We start from the raw sequence: 16,116 nt of genomic DNA on the forward strand, positions 1-16,116 counted from the left end.
TACCGCAAACCGGCACTCCTATTCTTAAACTCGACTATAAAAAACATACGCACGATGCCTAAAATCAGAAATCCGGGAGTCTAATAGAATAAAAAAACTATTTTTATCTCTTAAACCATTAACCTACGAACACCTACCGCCATGAGATCACTGTTCACCATCCTGCTGGCCACCGCACTGGCGATTCCGGCGCCACGGGCACAGGCCCAGAATGCATCCGACCTGACATTGAAAGGCCGCACCGTCAATGACAAAGGGGCGGTAGTCGACTATGCCACCGTATCGGTAAGTTCGGTACAGGATTCCACAAAAACGTACGGCACGGTCGGAGACGACAAGGGGGCTTTCGAAGTCAGACTTCCCCGGGGAGACTACCGGCTGAAAATATCTTTCATGGGATACGAAAATCTCGAACGACAGATCGAACTGAACTCCGATACCGACCTGGGCGATCTGACGATGCACCCGTCCGCCGTCACGCTCGATGAAGTTGTGGTGACCGGGAACATCATCACCCGTGAAGCAGACCGTTTCATAGTCAATCTGGCCAACACTCCGCTGGCTATCGGACGCGACGGCAAAGAGATCATGTCGCTGGCGCCGGGTGTATGGATCAGTGAAAAGGGGGAGATCTCGGTCAACGGACGCAAAGGCACCCGCGTGATGGTAAACGACCGTCTGCTGCGGGAAACGGGCGAAGACCTGCTTGCCTATTTGCAAAACCTGAAAGCGGAGGATATCCTGAAAATCGAGGTCATCCCTTATGCCGGAGCGGAATACGACGCCGACATGACCTCGGGCATCATCAAGATCACGCTCAAAAAACAGCGCAACGACGGCATGGAGGGCTCGGCCACCATGCGTTACGGACACTCGCTGGTCAACGACATGACCTGGTACCTGCAGCCCGCCGTGAATCTCAAATACCGCAACAACAAACTGAGCCTTTACACCGACTTTTCACTGAACCGCAACAAGTCCGGCAACACGGTCTCAGGAATAAATCAATTCCATACCGGCGACCAAGTCACACAAACCTCCGGCGGGAAACTGTACAACCTGGGCTCCTACAAAACACTCCGGGTAGGCGGGGTGTACGACATCGACGATCGCCAAAGCGTCGGATTGGAGGTCAATTACACGCATTCGCCTTCCACAGGCAATAACCGGAACGACCTGACGATGCAAAGCGGCGACGAGGTGACCGACGTCCAAAGCCTCTACCTGAGCGACAACCTCAATTACCGGATCAGCGTTTCGGGCAACTACATCCTCAATCTCGACACGCTCGGCTCGACATTCAAACTGCTGCTGGACTACAACCGCCGCAACGGGGACGACCATTCGGACTACCACAGCCTCTATTCGGGTTTCCGAAACCTCGACTCGACCTATCGCAGCGATATCATTACGCTCAACAATATCTACTCGGCCACAGCCGATTTCGACATCGCCCTGAGCAAAGTATCGAAACTCACCACCGGCATCAAATACACGAACAACGGGATGGATAACTCGACTTTGTACGAATACCTGAAAAACGAATCATGGCACAAAATCGGCGCGCTGACCAACCTGAACAAATACAATGAAAACATCAGCGCGCTCTACGCGAAGTTCTCGACCCGCTTCAAAAACAACTTTGCCCTGTCGCTGGGCCTGCGCGGCGAGTATACCTATGCCGTTCCGTCGACCAGTAGTACCGTGATTACCGACAAGCAAAACTATTTCGGCTTGTTCCCGAACGCGAACCTGTCGATGCCGCTGAACAAAAAGCAGAGCCAGATGCTTATCCTCGGTTACAGCCGCAAAATCCAGCGGCCGTGGTTTTGGGCGCTGAATCCGTTCCGCAGGCCTCTTTCCGAATATTCGTATATCGAAGGCAATCCCAGGCTTACTCCCGCCTACACGAACGAAGTCAACCTCACTTGGGTCTTCGCCCATAAATACAGCCTGAGCTTCGGTACGCAGCTCACCAAAGACAACATCCAGCAGATTCTGGTAACCGACCCGACCAATCCCGACGCGATCGTTTACCGGTTCGAGAACATGCCGCACATGAACCTGTGGTTCGTAAACCTCAGCGTACCGGCCCAGATCACCAAATGGTGGCAGATGACGTTCAACGCGACGGGAATCAATTTCCGTTCGAAACTGTCGGGGCAGCCCATCACCATCCAAAACAGTATTATGGGCAATATGGACAACACATTCACCATTCATAAGGAGAAAAAATGGTACGTCGACCTGGGCGGCAACTACCAGTCACCGATAGCCGTCGGCAATATCCGCATGGGACATTACTATACGATTAACGGCGGACTCAAGCATACTTTCGCCAAAGACCGCATGACCATGAGCATCTATGTAAACGACATATTCAACTCCGGAACCGTACGGGTAACCGGAACCGATCCGTCGGTCACGAACGTATCCGTCATGCAGGGCAGCTTCCGCAGGCTCGGCATCTCATTGCGCTACAATTTCAAGGCAGGTAAGAAAATCAAGGTCAAGAACGTTCAATCCGGAGCCGGAGACGAACAGTCGAGGCTTTCGGGCGGAGCCAGCGCGCCCGGCGGCGGCAATTGACCTCCACTCGGCCGCTTTGGACACCATAAACTTCTCAAAACAGACGCCCACTCCCTACCGAAAAACTGAAACCAAAAAAGGAAACGAACACCTTATTTAAACGATAGATTTCCCAACATCTAAAACCGCACGATATGAAAAAAACACTGCAAGTGAACATAGGAGGCCGCCCCTTCATCATCGATGAAGACGCATACCTGACTCTCCGGCAATACCTCGACGAGGTAGGCATCCGGCTGGACGGATCGGAGAGCAGCGAGGTGATGGAGGATATCGAGACCCGGATCGCCGACCTGTTCCAGGAAACCCTCTCGTCACGCATTCAGGTCGTCAACCTCGATGCCGTACGCCACGCTATTGCCATCCTGGGCAGTGCCAAAGAGTTCGGCGAACCCATCCGTCAAACCACCCCGGACTCCGTCGGGGAGCAACAACCCCCATCCCCGACTGTCAAAAAACGGTTTTACCGCAGCCGTTACGACCGGATGCTGGGAGGCGTTTGCGGAGGCATTGCCCGTTATTACGACCTCGATCCATTGCTGGTCCGTATCATCACTCTCGTCCTGGGCGTTTTCACCGGTCTGGCGATCCTTCCCTATATCATCCTGTGGATCGTCGCCCCGATGGAACCCCGGCAAATTACCGAAGGCACAGATTTGAAAGACCAATAAAAACAAGACCGTTATGGCTGTTAATGTAGATAACATAAAAGCTCAGATGCGCAAGGGAATCCTCGAGTATTGCATTCTCTCGATTATTTCCCGCGGCGACTCGTACGCGTCGGCCATCATCAGCGAGCTGAAAGCCGCAGAGATGATCGTAGTGGAGGGAACGCTCTACCCGATCCTGACGCGCCAGAAAAACCAAGGTTTGCTCTCTTACCGCTGGGAAGAGTCTCCTCAGGGCCCCCCCCGCAAGTACTACACCATCACCGACCTGGGCCGGGAGTACCTCGCTGCACTCGACGTGGCATGGCAGGAATTCGTCACGCAAATCGGAATGATCCGCAACGGATCGGTAAACCGCTAAACAGACAAAGAGATGAAAGAGACCACCAACGTCAGCATTGCCGGAATCGCTTTCCGGCTCGATAACGAGGGATACCTGCAACTCAAGAACTACCTCACGCGGATCGAACTGGGTTACAAAAACAATCCCGACGGAGCGGAAATCCTCGCCGATATCGAGGCCCGCGTCTGCGAACTGATCCTCAACCAGCAATCGGCCGACCAACTCGTGCCGGCGGACCGCATCCGCGACATCATCGAGCAACTCGGGATGCCGGACGACTTCCCCGCGACGGACAATACGGAAACCGACGGAACGGGAACGTCCATCGACAGAAACGCCGTTCTTCCGAACGAAGAAAACGGGTCCGGGCATTCCCCGCTGCCTCGCCGTCTGTACCGCAACCCGGAAGGTGCAAAACTGGGAGGGGTATGCAGCGGGTTGGGCACCTATTTCAATGTCGAACCGGTTTTTATCCGGCTCGCTTTTCTCGCCCCGATTCCGCTGATCCCGCTATCGGCCATCATCACGCACGACGGGGCACCCTCCGCTTTCTTCGCGATTCTCTTCTCTGCTTTTTTCCTGCTCTATTTCCTGCTGTGGTTCTCCATCCCGATGGCACGAACCCCGCGCCAAAAGCTCGAAATGCGGGGTGAACGGATCACCGCATCTTCGATCCAGAAAGGCTTGCAAAACGATTTTCGCCAGATCCAGCCTTCACGCAAAAGCGAACGAAGCGCCTCGATCTGGGCAGACCTGGTTTATATTCTGGGACGGATCATGCTTTTCTTCGTCAAGTTCATCACAGTAGTAGTTGCGTGCGGTTTGCTGATCGGCGCCCTGGCAGCACTTTTCATGACAATCGTCATGATGAAAGGCGCGGCCGGTTCACCCGAAGTATTGCAAATCATGGGCATACATATTCATGCCTGCGATTTCTCAGGTACGGGCTTCCTGCTGGTCATGCTCTCCGCAATCCTGCCGATGCTGGGAATCAGCTACCTACTGATGGGGCTTGTACTGCAACTGCCCAAACTGAAAAAAGTGCTTTCGGCCCTGTTCGGTATCTGGCTGATCATCGCGATCTTCGCGGTCGTGATCGTGGCCAGGGGGCAGTATATGCCCGGTGACAGCAATGATAGCCAACCGCAGATTCCCATTTCACAGCATGACACGATACGGGTGGAAACGATCCGCATCGGCGATTCGACCGTTACCGATACGGTCCGTATCGAATATTTTACCGAACCCTAAAACTTTTAAACCATGGAAATCATCAATAACAACTACAATCCGGCCGGTGGTCCGACTTCATCCAACGGTCGTCCGTCCGGGCCGGACAACCAGGCCCGCAACCTCTTTTTCGGAACCCTGTTGGTCGCTGCCGGTTTCCTCTGGCTGCTGCGAGATTTTCATGTGGTTCCCTACTGGCTGTTCAATACGATCTTTTCGTGGCAAATGTTACTGGCCGTCACCGGCGCCTACCTGCTCACCATCCGGCGCTGGATCGTGGGATGGATCATGCTGGCCGCAGGCCTCTGCCTGGTCATCCTCGACCTGACGGGGATCCATGTCTCATTTGCAAAAATCATTTTTCCGTTGGTCCTCATTTCCGCCGGAGCAGCTATCATATTAAGTATCAATAAGCAGCAATAACCCAACACCCGTTTTGACGGCATGCACAATCCTATATTAAAAAATATTAAAATTTAGGTACCAAATATGCAGTGTCGTTATTATTGCTAAATTTGCGCAGTAAAAACAAAACGGAATACTATGGCTGAGATCAAGTGTATCGGCATTCTGACATCCGGCGGCGATGCGCCGGGCATGAACGCGGCAATCCGTGCGGTCACGCGTACCGCCATTTATAACGGCTTTGAGGTCAAAGGGATCATGAGGGGTTACAAAGGATTGATCACCAATGAGATCATCCCGTTCAAAACCCAGAACGTAAGCAATATCATCCAGCAGGGGGGTACAATCCTCAAGACGGCCCGCTGCATGGAGTTCATGACACCCGAAGGCCGCAAACTCGCCTATGAGAACATGACCGCCCAGGGCATCGACGCACTGGTGGTGATCGGCGGCGACGGTTCGCTCAGCGGAGCGCGCATTTTCGCGTCGGAATACAATTTCCCGATCGTCGGAATGCCCGGAACCATCGATAACGACCTGTTCGGTACCGATACGACGATCGGATACGATACGGCGCTGAATACCATTATGGAAGCCGTGGATAAGATCCGCGACACGGCCTCTTCCCACGAACGGCTTTTCTTTATCGAAGTGATGGGACGTGAGGCGGGTTTCCTCGCCCTCAACGGTGCGATTGCCTCGGGGGCCGAAGCGGCTATCATCCCGGAAATCGCTACCGAGGTCGACCAACTGAGCGAACTGATCGGCAACGGTTTCCGCAAATCGAAAAACAGCAGTATCGTGCTGGTGGCGGAGAGCGAACTGACCGGCGGAGCGACCGGACTGGCCGAACGTGTCAAGAATGAGTTCCCGCAATACGACGTGCGTGTGACGATCCTCGGCCACATCCAGCGCGGCGGTTCGCCCTCCGCGAGCGACCGCATCCTGGCCAGCCGCATGGGCGAAGCTTCGATCAACGCCCTGCTCGAAGGACAGCGCAACGTAATGATCGGTATCCAAAACGACGAACTGGTCTACATTCCCTTCAGCAAGGCGATCAAAAACCAAAAACCGATCAACCGGGATCTGCTCAATACGATTAAAATACTATCGATCTGACATCGGTTTTCACTCCTTAAAAAGCGGTTCTTGAGAGCCGCTTTTTTTATCGGCAGGATTGTATTTCGGGTCGGCAGAAAAGGTCGATTCATCGTGAAAACAGCCGTATCGGAAGCCGGTCCCTTGCTGATTCACAATCTTGTCCCTATATTTGTAACCTATTCATAGGCGACCGGATGCCTCGGCCAGCCCGTTTCGGAAATCTTTCCGAAAGGCCGAACAAACAGCCGGACAACATGGTGAGTAGTAGTGTTTGTAGGAAGAAGCACTGCCCCGAAGCGCAAGCCCGGGTGCAGTGCTTCGTTCGTTTATGGCACCTTTTTTGAAACACGTACGGTAGATTGGGTTCGGTAGCAACCTGAACCGAAGAAGAACCTATACAAGATTATTTTAATTAAATCGATTATTACCATGAAAAAAGGTTTACTTGCAATTTTTGCAATGCTGTGTGTAACGGCCACCGCCTCGGCCCAGGGTTGGGGATTCGGTCCTAAAGTAGGTGCCACTTTCGCGAACGTGAACGGTCTCGAGGGGACGAAAATGAAAGCTGGCGTCGTTGCCGGTATGTTTGCCGAGCGCGACATCAACAACTGGTTCAGCATACAAGCCGAACTGTTATGGAGCCAGCAGGGGTACCATCAAAAAATGGCGGGCGAAGCGTTCGATACTCGACTCAGCTATGTGTACCTGCCCGTCGTGACCAAATACTACCTGATCGGCGGCATGAACGTACAGCTGGGTGCACAGTTCGGTTATCTGGTGACCTCGAAAGCAACCGGAAGTCCGAGCCTGAAGCCGGTTATCAACAAATACAACGTAGACGCGCTGGTGGGCTTGGGTTACGACTTCAACTGCGGGCTGATGATCGAAGGCCGCTACAACATCGGGCTGACGAACCTTCAGCGCACAAATGATCCGCTGGACCTGCGCAACGCCACGATGGAAGTGATGGTCGGCTGGAAATTCTAACCACAGGATATGACTGGGCCCTGAGGCCCGGGTCGTCTATCCGGGAGGGGATCGCAAGTATCCCATTGTAAGAAAAGTGCAATATACTGACGATTCAGTTATTGCACTTTTTTATTGGGGTCGGGACAAAGTGATTCGACAATCCGGCAACCCCGTTTACCCCTGCAGAACGTCACAAAAAACTGCAACAGCCGCTCTTATACTCTTCATTCAGCAGGGATGGGTTTTGTACGACGACGCGACTCTCCGGAATTCGGACGGTGTCAGGCGGTAATACTTCTGAAACAGACGGTAAAAAGTCCTCACAGAATTGAATCCGGAGCAGGCCGCGATCGCCTCGATTTTCGTCGTGTGGTCGCACAGCAGCATCGCTTTCGCACACTCGAGCCGCAGATGGTTCGTATACTCGAGGAAGGTCATCGAACAATGCTCGGAAATCGCTCTCGAAAGGTAAAGTTTATTGGTGCCCAGTTCGGCGGCAACCTGTTCACGCGTCAGGTTCGGGTCCCTAAAGCGCTCCTGCTCCCGCATCAGCCGATCTAGAGCGGCATACAACTGGTTATCACCATCCTCCGGCCGATGTGGTTCCTGTTCCTGTAGTGCCCGGCGGATACGGTGCAACTCTTTCCGGACTTCACCCAACTGGGCAACCTGCTCGAACAGCTGTCGGTTTTTCCGCTTGACCCGGCGACCGTTCCACCACAGCAACCAGAGGATAATACCGAGTGCAACAATTCCGATTAATAATATCCCTGCAACCGTCCGGATGCGGGAGATCGTAACCTGCTGCCGCAATATCTGCGCCTGCTGTTCGGTCGTTTCGTATACGGTCCGCAATTCGAGGGCGGTCTCGTAGTTTGCCCGTGCATAAAGGCTGTCGGCAAGCACTGCGGCCTGATGTTCCATATTCCATGCATGCGGGTAATCGCCCAGATGACGGTAAATATCGCTCAATTGCCGTTTGGCCGCAAGGTTGAACAGGTTGACCGTATCGCCGACACGCGCCTCGTCGAGGTATTGCCACGCACGCCGGAGTGCCTCGGGGTAACGTCCCGCCGCCTTGAGGTAATCGAGAGCCAGTTCGTGCATTTGCGGACTCAGCACTTTGTCCGTATTCGCCAGCAACCGCTGCGCCTCGGCATATGCGCCGGCGGCTTGGGCCGTTTCGCCGTTCAACGCGTAGAGCCGTGCGAGTGAAATATGGTTTTGGGCCTGCCGGAAATTCAAATTCCGATCCTCTTCTACCTCTGTTCCGGCACGCTGCTGGCGGGTGAGGCGACCGTACCATGCGATCAGGTCCCGGGTGATGCGGATCGCCCCGGAATAATCTCCGGCCCGGAAACAGGCCTCGGCTTCCAATTCGCGGCTCCACAACAAATAATCGGTCACCTTCTTGTTCCCGGTTTGAGTCCGTAAAATTTCCTGTGCAGCACGAAGATGCTGCAATCCTTTTTCATGTGCTCCGTCCCGACTGTACGTATCCCCCAGGTATAACAGAGCGACCGCTTCGCGTAGCCGGTTTTTGTACTTGCGGGCCTTATCCAGGTAGAGCAACATGCTGCGAAGCATCTCGTCGTGCCGGTTCAGCACCTGGTACTCGTTGCACATCAATGCCGTAATGAAAAGATCGGTTTCCGGATCATTCCGAAGCTCGTCGGTGTCGGCGATCGAATGCAGGTAAAGCAGTGCCCGGCGGGGATTCAGGTCACGCGACGCGACAAAAGCCCTCGCCGCCACGATTTTGTATCGCGGAATCGCGGCATGTCCCTTCGAAGGATGTTGTCTTTCCAGCGAATCGAGTATCTGCCGGGCCAACGCGCCGTTTTTCCCGGCGAGCGCATACGCCCCATCGAGCGTATAAAGCGTATCGGCTGCCGGCTGTGCCGCAGCCGGAATGCAAACACCCGCCGCAACGGCCGAAAAGGCGACCGCGAAGATACGGAAGAGGAGAGCGGAATATAGGCGGAACATAGATGTACACAGCGTTTCCCCAAAGATAGACAAACATCAGCAGCCATACAATGTTCCCGGCTGTAAATACAGGCCGAAATCCGCAACAGCCCAGATTTTGCCGCGATGACACTTGATTTTTCCGGGATGACACATATTCGTGCTCCGTCTCGCCGGAAGCCCGGTATTTATTCCGTTCCTTTGTACACCGATGTACATACACAGCGCAATTCTGCTGTCGGCCGTGCATCCCGGCCGGTCTACATTATATTCCCGAATTCTCCATGTCCGGCTCAAAATCTTAATTGCAATCTCCCAATTAATGACAAATTATTGTAATCGTAGAATCCGGGAAGTACTGTGCGGCGCTGCAGCAGTGCTGCTTTGCGCCGGTGCATTTTCGTGCGGCAAAGAAAACGACGAATCCCAGGGAGGCGACGCGCCGCACGAAGGGCGCGCCCGCACCGTGCTGGTCTACATGATCGGCGACGTGAACCTGTGGCAGGAGCAATGGACGAACCTGAACCGGCTCGAGGCCGGATGGAACGACGATATCGACGGCAACCTGCTCGTTTACCTCGACCCTTCGCCCCATACGACACAGTTCCCGAATCCTGTGCTGCTTGAAATCGTCCCGGATCAAACCGATGCGATCGTAAGCCGTGTGGTCAAAAGTTATCCGGAGCAGAACGCGACCGACAAAGCGGTGATGCGCGGCGTACTCGAAGACGCGATCCGGATGTATCCGGCCCCGTCGCAGGGGCTCGTGATCGCATCGCACGGTTCGGGTTGGTGGCCCGCTTTCGCCGACGAGTTGGTGCCCACGGATGACGAACATGATACCCCCCAAACACGCGCAATCGCCGGGGGCGACAGGTACGGAACCGATGTGGAAGTGAACGACCTGGCCGAATTGCTGCCGATCAAGTACGACTTTATCCTGATGCACGCCTGCCTGATGGGCAATGTCGAAACCGCCTATGCGCTGAAAGACAAATGCGGAATGTACGTGGCTTCATCGGCCACATTGCCCGGTGCCAGCCTGCCGTTCCAATACATCACGGAAGCTATGTTCGCACAGCCTGCCGCCGATTTTTATCACCTGATCCAGACCAGTTGCGCTTTTTACAACACGCTGCCTGAAGACGAGGCCGACCTGCTGACTCTGTCGGCGGTACGTACCGACCGGCTCGACGGATTGGCAACGGCGACGCGCGCGTTGATGGAAAAAGTAACGGCGGATCCTGAACTGTTTTATGACAAGCTGAAAGACCGGGCCTATACATATGAAGATTCGCCCTATCAGGATCTACGGCAGGTACTTGCGCTGGAAAGCGAAGGAGTCCCGGAACTGCAATCCGACTACGAGGCTTTCTGCAAGGCACTGGCCGATGCCGTAGTGCTAACAGGTGATGTGTACCAGACATTGCCCCCCGACATGCGGCTCCATCCGGATGATTTTTGCGGGCTGACCTGTTACACCCCGCAGTCGGATGTCAAAATGTCAGAATTGAACGCGTATTTCAAAAAGACCTACCGCTGGGCGGATGCCTCCGGATTCGGTCTGCTGGTCGGCTATCAGGGTACTCCTGAAACAACACCTGCGCCATAACCCGAATAATTTATTTCCAACCACTTTAAAACCTATTTATTATGAAAATCAAATCTTTTTTGGCGACATTACTGGTAGCTATCAGTAGCATTGTTGCATTTTCCTCCTGCAATAATGACAAAGAGGAGACGGAATACTATTTTTTTAAACTGACTGCGGCGATAACCGACCCGGGCGACATGTCTCAGAGCGAAATTGATTTGGTCGATCAAGCGCTTGATTTGCTGGAAACGACTTACAACGGGAACGTATTCAATCAGGCTATGACTGTCGAAACGGCTAAATCCGTACTCGATAAGATGGCCGATGAACTCAAGTCGAAAAGCGGTACTTCAGGTCAGCCGGTAACCGTTACCTTGCGTTTGACAAGTTCATCGACAGGGGATCTTGTCGAAACCGTGACCATTTTACCGCGTTAAAATAATGATGGCTGACGTACCTGACATCGTGTAACGAAAAAAGACGGCAGGGATTCTGTCGTCTTTTTTCAAAATACAATATGCCCATGAAGACTATTTTTATGTTTATGGCCTTGTTCGCAGGATTCTGTACTGCGTCGGCCCAGGTGGATACGATTTATACCCACGAAGGGGTCATTCCGTGTAATGTCGTTGAGGTTACCGAAACGGCTGCCATGTTTCAATATCCCGGCGAGTCTCATAATAACAGTTTGTCGTTGAATGCAATCAGTAAAATCGTGTTTCGTAGCGGCCGCGTGCAGGAATTTGCCGCCCGCACTTCATTTCGCCGTCTCTCTTCACCCATGGAATGGCAGCAAGTTGCCATAGCGGGGGTCGAATCTGAGGTGAAAGGGCTGTATAAACTCGATGACGTGAGCTCCAAAGCGAAAGGAACGACCGAATTTTCAAATCAGGAACGCGTGAAGCGTCGCGCTATAGATAAAATGAAAATGCAGTCAGCTATCTTGGGTGGGAATGTCATTTATATGGTGCAGATGCGTAGCGACGGAACGAAATTCAATTGGCTGAGCGGTGTAAGCTCGACTGCTGAAACTTCTCTGTTCGGCGTAGCGTATTCGAGCCAGATGCCTCGGTTGTCCGATGTGGAAAAACTTATCAAAAGCGGTAGGCGTTTTGACGTGGTTGAAACAGTAACCATGGTTAACACCGATTCGCGTTACGCTCAAGGAACGATGTCATCGGAACTCACGATTGACCGCATTTACGACGATAGCGGTTTAATCATGCTCGAAGGCTCCATAAAAGGAGTGAAGGAACGAGTGTTCCGCGTCACTTTTTGCAATGAGTCTGATTTTTATATTGCCTATAAAACTCGTCGCGGGGTTTTCTCGTATAAAGTGACCGTACACTGAACTGGGAATTACCCGGGATGAAAACAGGTTTGGCAGGCACAGCCTGCCCGTTGCCGTAGATGACGGATGCACTGACCGGGAAATTCGGCAGTGGACATAGCTCGAGCGATAGGGAAGATTGCCGATGGATTCAATAAACTGACATAGTATGAAAGAATCGTTTTCGAAATCATACGTTATGTTCATTGCCAACCAGATCGATTATGCGGATGGAGGTATCAGGTACTGAAGAATGAGTCGGGCAATGCTACGTTGTTTTTGTTCGACGCAGGACAGAGACTGAGCGAACACACCGCACCTTTCGATGCATGGGTACAGTTTTTTGCCACGTCGCGTTCAACGCGGAAACTGTGGAAGCGGAAATTGCGCTTGACGGTCAGTCTTTGCGTTTGGAAACAGGTGAATCTGTGATTACGCCTGCCGGAGTCACGCACTCTGTACGCGCGGTCATGTTGTAATCAGAAAGATCCGGTATAAGATAATGAATTGAATGATCAAAATTGAATATCATGCAAAAAAGTACGATTTATTGTGCAATTGCCGGGATGTTGTTGTTATGCGGCGGATGCAGTAAGATGAAAGACGATATCGACACGTTGAAGAAACCGATCCCCACCGCACTGGTAATCCTCAATCCCGAATATATCGTCCAGAACGGTAAAACGTTCGATATACCGTTTCGCGTCAATCCGTCGAATTTCGTCGTAACGAAGGAAAACCTTTCGCTCGACGTGCCGGCCTCCCACATCACCCGTTCATCTTACGGAACCTCGATTCCGGAATACGAGCTGACCGATGTACAGCCGCACAAGGACGCACAGGGAGGAACGATCGACGGCGAATGGATCGCAACGGTTTCCGTCAAATCGGGCGCTTATTACAGTTCGTCGCTGATTGCATTGGTGCTCAAATATGAGGATGCCAACGGCCAGCAGGTGCAGATCACCTCGACTTATCTGGGCGACCTCACCACAACGGTCAAGTTGACGCCGGACATGGTAGCAATGAAACTGTTCCCGGCCTGCTCGTACGCAAAACTCGACGGGTCGGCTTATCTTTATACGCCGGTGACACTGCAGGCACGCCCGATCTCGTCCGGCAGCGAGACAATGTTCGACCTGAGCACCGTCCGGGTGGATTCCTGTAAAGTGGATGCTCCGGACGAGATACGAGGGATGTTCTGGCTCGAGACGACCGATCCCGACAAACGCGAATGGAAATTGCAACCCAGTTATGTGTTCCAGTTCCCGGACGCCGATGCGCGCTCCAGAGGGATCGACGTGAAGATGTGGCTGACCGACCTGGTTAGCGGAGAGCAGATCACGATCTCCAAACCGATCGCATTTTTCCGTACCGAATATACCACACCCACGGTCGAATTCAAACTTTCGGAATGGCCGGCAAACAATACGATACAAGTACCGTTCGGCAATGCGCTCGCACAAATCGGCGTGACGGCCGACCTGTTCAAACAACTTTCCGATACCGACCCGATTCCGGTGTCTAAGTCCATAGGGACAAAGGTTACCGACGACTGGGACGGAAAAGACGGGACTCCGGCGATAATCAGCCTCGAAAATCCGCATCAGAAAGAAGCTGGCAATAAAGCCGTCACTACCCCGGAAGAGGATTATCTGAAATTTGTCTTTTTTGCCGGTAAACCCGACGCAGGCGAAAAATACAAGCTCAAACTGATCGTTACCTATACCGTTCCGGGAGCCGACCAGCCGACAATCAACGCTACGATCTACGTTCCGTTCACTTTCGTTCCCTGACCGGATTAATTGTACACCCTGAATTTAACGCTTGATTATTGCAATAACCGAATAACATCCACAACACGGCGCACCGGACAGCTCGGCATGCTGCTGCTCGCAGCGGCCACCCTGATCCTGCCCAATAACTTGTCCCATACCGCCCTCTGCTGCATCGTAACCGAGCCGGACAAATTCCGGTGCCCGGCTCGGTTGCAACATTGTTTCACACTGTTTATGGTTTAATGAGTCTGTCGTTCCGGTACCCTCTGCGGAACCGGAACGACTGTTTTCCGGGGGCTGCATCCGGGGCGCATATCCGGATCAAATGCCTTGCGAAGGGGAAAGGCACATGTTTTTCGGAACCTCGTCCGGTTCATTTCCCGAATCGACCCGTACACTTGTCTGCGGGAAAAACATTACATTTGCAGGAAACGTAACGTTTCTCCGAACCATGCCGACACGCCGCGAACTCTGGGATACGCTCCACGCCGCCGCAGCCTCCCTGTACGATGGACACGAGGCGCGTGCCGCCACGGCCCTGCTCTGTGACGAACTGTTCAAAATGCGGTTCACCGATGTCGTGGTCGAGCCGGATGCTGCGTGCCCGGAAAGCACGGAAATACGCATGCGAGAAATAATCAGGGACATAGAGGAAGGACGCCCCATACAGTACATCATCGGCCGTATCGAATTTTACGGCAGGCCCTTCACCGTCCGTGAAGGAGTCCTGATTCCCCGCCCGGAAACGGAAGAGTTGGTCGCATGGATCATTGCTGAGCATACCGGTCCAAACCCGACAAAACGATATCCGGCCGGCCGAAACCTGACAAAACCGCACCGGACGGCCCATGTACTACGCGAATCGTCTGGGCCCGCTCCGCTCCGCCTGCTCGACATCGGTACTGGAAGCGGATGTATCGCCGTATCACTGGCAGCAGAACTGCGGCATTCGGAAGTAACGGCTCTCGACGTCTCGGCCGAAGCGTTGGCAATCGCTGCGGAAAACGCCACGTTCAATCATACGGCGGTCGCTTTTCTACTGCATGACATTTTAGGACCGGATCTCCCGCCGGAATTTGCCCCCGGAACATTCGACGTGGTCGTCAGCAACCCTCCGTATGTCACCGACGGGGAACGGAACCTGATGCGACCCAACGTTCTGAATCACGAGCCGGCGCTCGCCCTGTTCGTTCCCGACAACGATCCGCTAAAATTTTACCGCGCGATCGCAAAACACGGACAGACACTGTTGCGTCCCGGCGGAGCGCTCTATTTCGAAATCAACGAACAATTCGGTTCCGAAATGCTGCAAATGTTGCACACAGAAGGCTACACCGGAGCTGAATTGCGCCGGGACATATTCGATAAGGAAAGGATGGTGCGTGCATGGCGAAATTGACGAAACGTATCTCCGGCAACGAAACCGCCTTTCCCCGGCGGGAGAAAGCCGCGAAAACCCCGGAACAGGCGTTCCGGCTGCTGATGAATTTGTGTGCGAAGAGTGAGAAATGCACCTCGGATGCCCGGAAGGCGCTTTACCGCTGGGGAGTCGACCCTTCTGCGCACGAAAGCATTATTCGGAAGCTGACCGAGCAGAAATTCATCGACGATACCCGCTACGCCGCCGCCTACGTGCGTGAAAAAGCGACGCTGAGCCGCTGGGGCAGTTACAAAATCCGCTCGGGGCTGCGCACGAAACAGATCAGCGAGGAGACCATCGCCGAGGCCGTCGCACAACTCGACGCACACGACATGAGCGGTAAACTCGAAGAACAACTTCGCCGCAAAATGCGCACCGTCAAAGCTAAAAACAGTTACGACCTGCGCACCAAACTCCTGCGTTACGGAGCGGGCTTGGGCTTCGATTTCAGCGAGGTAAACGATTTGGTCGAACGACTGGTCCAGCATACGGACTCTGTCAGCGACGACTTTTAGCCGAAACGGATTCCGGCCACTGTTTCAAAAAATCACATGGGAATCATCACATTAACACCCGAAAACATCGACCGGGAACACATATGCTGCGCACTGGCCGACAAAAAGAACGCCGACGGCGTACAAGCCAAGAAAGCCGGGAAAACGTACATCCTGAATCCGGACACACCCGGGGGGAATCCTCATGCCGCGTCATCGTGCCGTTC

14 protein-coding genes are annotated in these 16,116 nt (G+C 53.4%); 13 read left to right on the plus strand and 1 reads right to left on the minus strand.

Annotated elements, in window-relative coordinates; all coding sequences use genetic code 11:
* Window positions 1-141 precede the first annotated feature (141 nt).
* From NQ495_RS03765 to NQ495_RS03795, 7 genes are all read left to right on the plus strand, one after another.
* Entirely contained in the window at window positions 142-2,589 is a 2,448-nt protein-coding gene (locus NQ495_RS03765) for an outer membrane beta-barrel protein (RefSeq protein WP_009134290.1), read from the plus strand.
* A 134-nt stretch (window positions 2,590-2,723) separates the two neighbouring features.
* Window positions 2,724-3,260 carry a PspC domain-containing protein gene (locus tag NQ495_RS03770; RefSeq protein WP_009134289.1) on the plus strand — a complete coding sequence of 179 codons (537 nt, stop codon included), beginning with the start codon at window positions 2,724-2,726 and terminating at the stop codon, window positions 3,258-3,260.
* 13 nt (window positions 3,261-3,273) lie between these two features.
* Window positions 3,274-3,618 (plus strand): PadR family transcriptional regulator, encoded by a 345-nt coding sequence (locus NQ495_RS03775; RefSeq protein WP_009134288.1) that lies wholly within the window; start codon window positions 3,274-3,276, stop codon window positions 3,616-3,618.
* A 12-nt stretch (window positions 3,619-3,630) separates the two neighbouring features.
* Window positions 3,631-4,851, plus strand: coding sequence for a PspC domain-containing protein (locus NQ495_RS03780; protein WP_009134287.1), 1,221 nt, complete (start codon window positions 3,631-3,633; stop codon window positions 4,849-4,851).
* A 12-nt stretch (window positions 4,852-4,863) separates the two neighbouring features.
* The gene (locus NQ495_RS03785; protein WP_009134286.1) at window positions 4,864-5,253 is read left to right on the plus strand and encodes a LiaF transmembrane domain-containing protein; all 390 of its coding nucleotides are present in this window, start codon (window positions 4,864-4,866) and stop codon (window positions 5,251-5,253) included.
* Between the two features lie 120 nt (window positions 5,254-5,373).
* The gene (pfkA, locus tag NQ495_RS03790) at window positions 5,374-6,354 is read left to right on the plus strand and encodes a 6-phosphofructokinase (RefSeq protein ID WP_009134285.1); all 981 of its coding nucleotides are present in this window, start codon (window positions 5,374-5,376) and stop codon (window positions 6,352-6,354) included.
* Between the two features lie 411 nt (window positions 6,355-6,765).
* Window positions 6,766-7,323 carry a porin family protein gene (locus NQ495_RS03795; RefSeq protein WP_009134284.1) on the plus strand — a complete coding sequence of 186 codons (558 nt, stop codon included), beginning with the start codon at window positions 6,766-6,768 and terminating at the stop codon, window positions 7,321-7,323.
* A 210-nt stretch (window positions 7,324-7,533) separates the two neighbouring features.
* On the opposite strand, the gene NQ495_RS03800 is transcribed toward NQ495_RS03795, so the two are convergent.
* On the minus strand, window positions 7,534-9,294 hold the full coding sequence (locus NQ495_RS03800; protein WP_009134283.1) for a helix-turn-helix transcriptional regulator: 1,761 nt from the start codon (window positions 9,292-9,294) through the stop codon (window positions 7,534-7,536).
* 301 nt (window positions 9,295-9,595) lie between these two features.
* Here NQ495_RS03800 and NQ495_RS03805 point away from each other — a divergent pair, with 301 nt between their 5' ends.
* The 6 genes from NQ495_RS03805 (at window position 9,596) to NQ495_RS03830 (ending at window position 15,910) form a co-directional block, all read left to right on the plus strand.
* Window positions 9,596-10,885: a clostripain-related cysteine peptidase gene (locus NQ495_RS03805; RefSeq protein WP_009134282.1), complete on the plus strand. Its 1,290-nt coding sequence runs from the start codon at window positions 9,596-9,598 to the stop codon at window positions 10,883-10,885.
* Between the two features lie 41 nt (window positions 10,886-10,926).
* Window positions 10,927-11,304 (plus strand): hypothetical protein, encoded by a 378-nt coding sequence (locus NQ495_RS03810; protein ID WP_009134281.1) that lies wholly within the window; start codon window positions 10,927-10,929, stop codon window positions 11,302-11,304.
* A gap of 86 nt (window positions 11,305-11,390) precedes the next feature.
* Window positions 11,391-12,218 (plus strand): hypothetical protein, encoded by an 828-nt coding sequence (locus NQ495_RS03815; RefSeq protein WP_009134280.1) that lies wholly within the window; start codon window positions 11,391-11,393, stop codon window positions 12,216-12,218.
* A gap of 509 nt (window positions 12,219-12,727) precedes the next feature.
* Entirely contained in the window at window positions 12,728-13,993 is a 1,266-nt protein-coding gene (locus NQ495_RS03820; RefSeq protein ID WP_009134279.1) for a hypothetical protein, read from the plus strand.
* 433 nt (window positions 13,994-14,426) lie between these two features.
* Complete coding sequence (prmC, locus tag NQ495_RS03825; protein WP_009134277.1) at window positions 14,427-15,374, plus strand: peptide chain release factor N(5)-glutamine methyltransferase; 948 nt, start codon at window positions 14,427-14,429, stop codon at window positions 15,372-15,374.
* Window positions 15,362-15,910, plus strand: a complete 549-nt coding sequence (locus tag NQ495_RS03830; protein ID WP_009134276.1) for a regulatory protein RecX — start codon at window positions 15,362-15,364, stop codon at window positions 15,908-15,910. The genes prmC and NQ495_RS03830 overlap by 13 nt, the downstream gene beginning before the upstream one ends.
* Window positions 15,911-16,116: the final 206 nt, after the last annotated feature.

It is taken from the genome of Alistipes indistinctus YIT 12060 (assembly GCF_025144995.1).
GTDB lineage: Bacteria > Bacteroidota > Bacteroidia > Bacteroidales > Rikenellaceae > Alistipes_A > Alistipes_A indistinctus.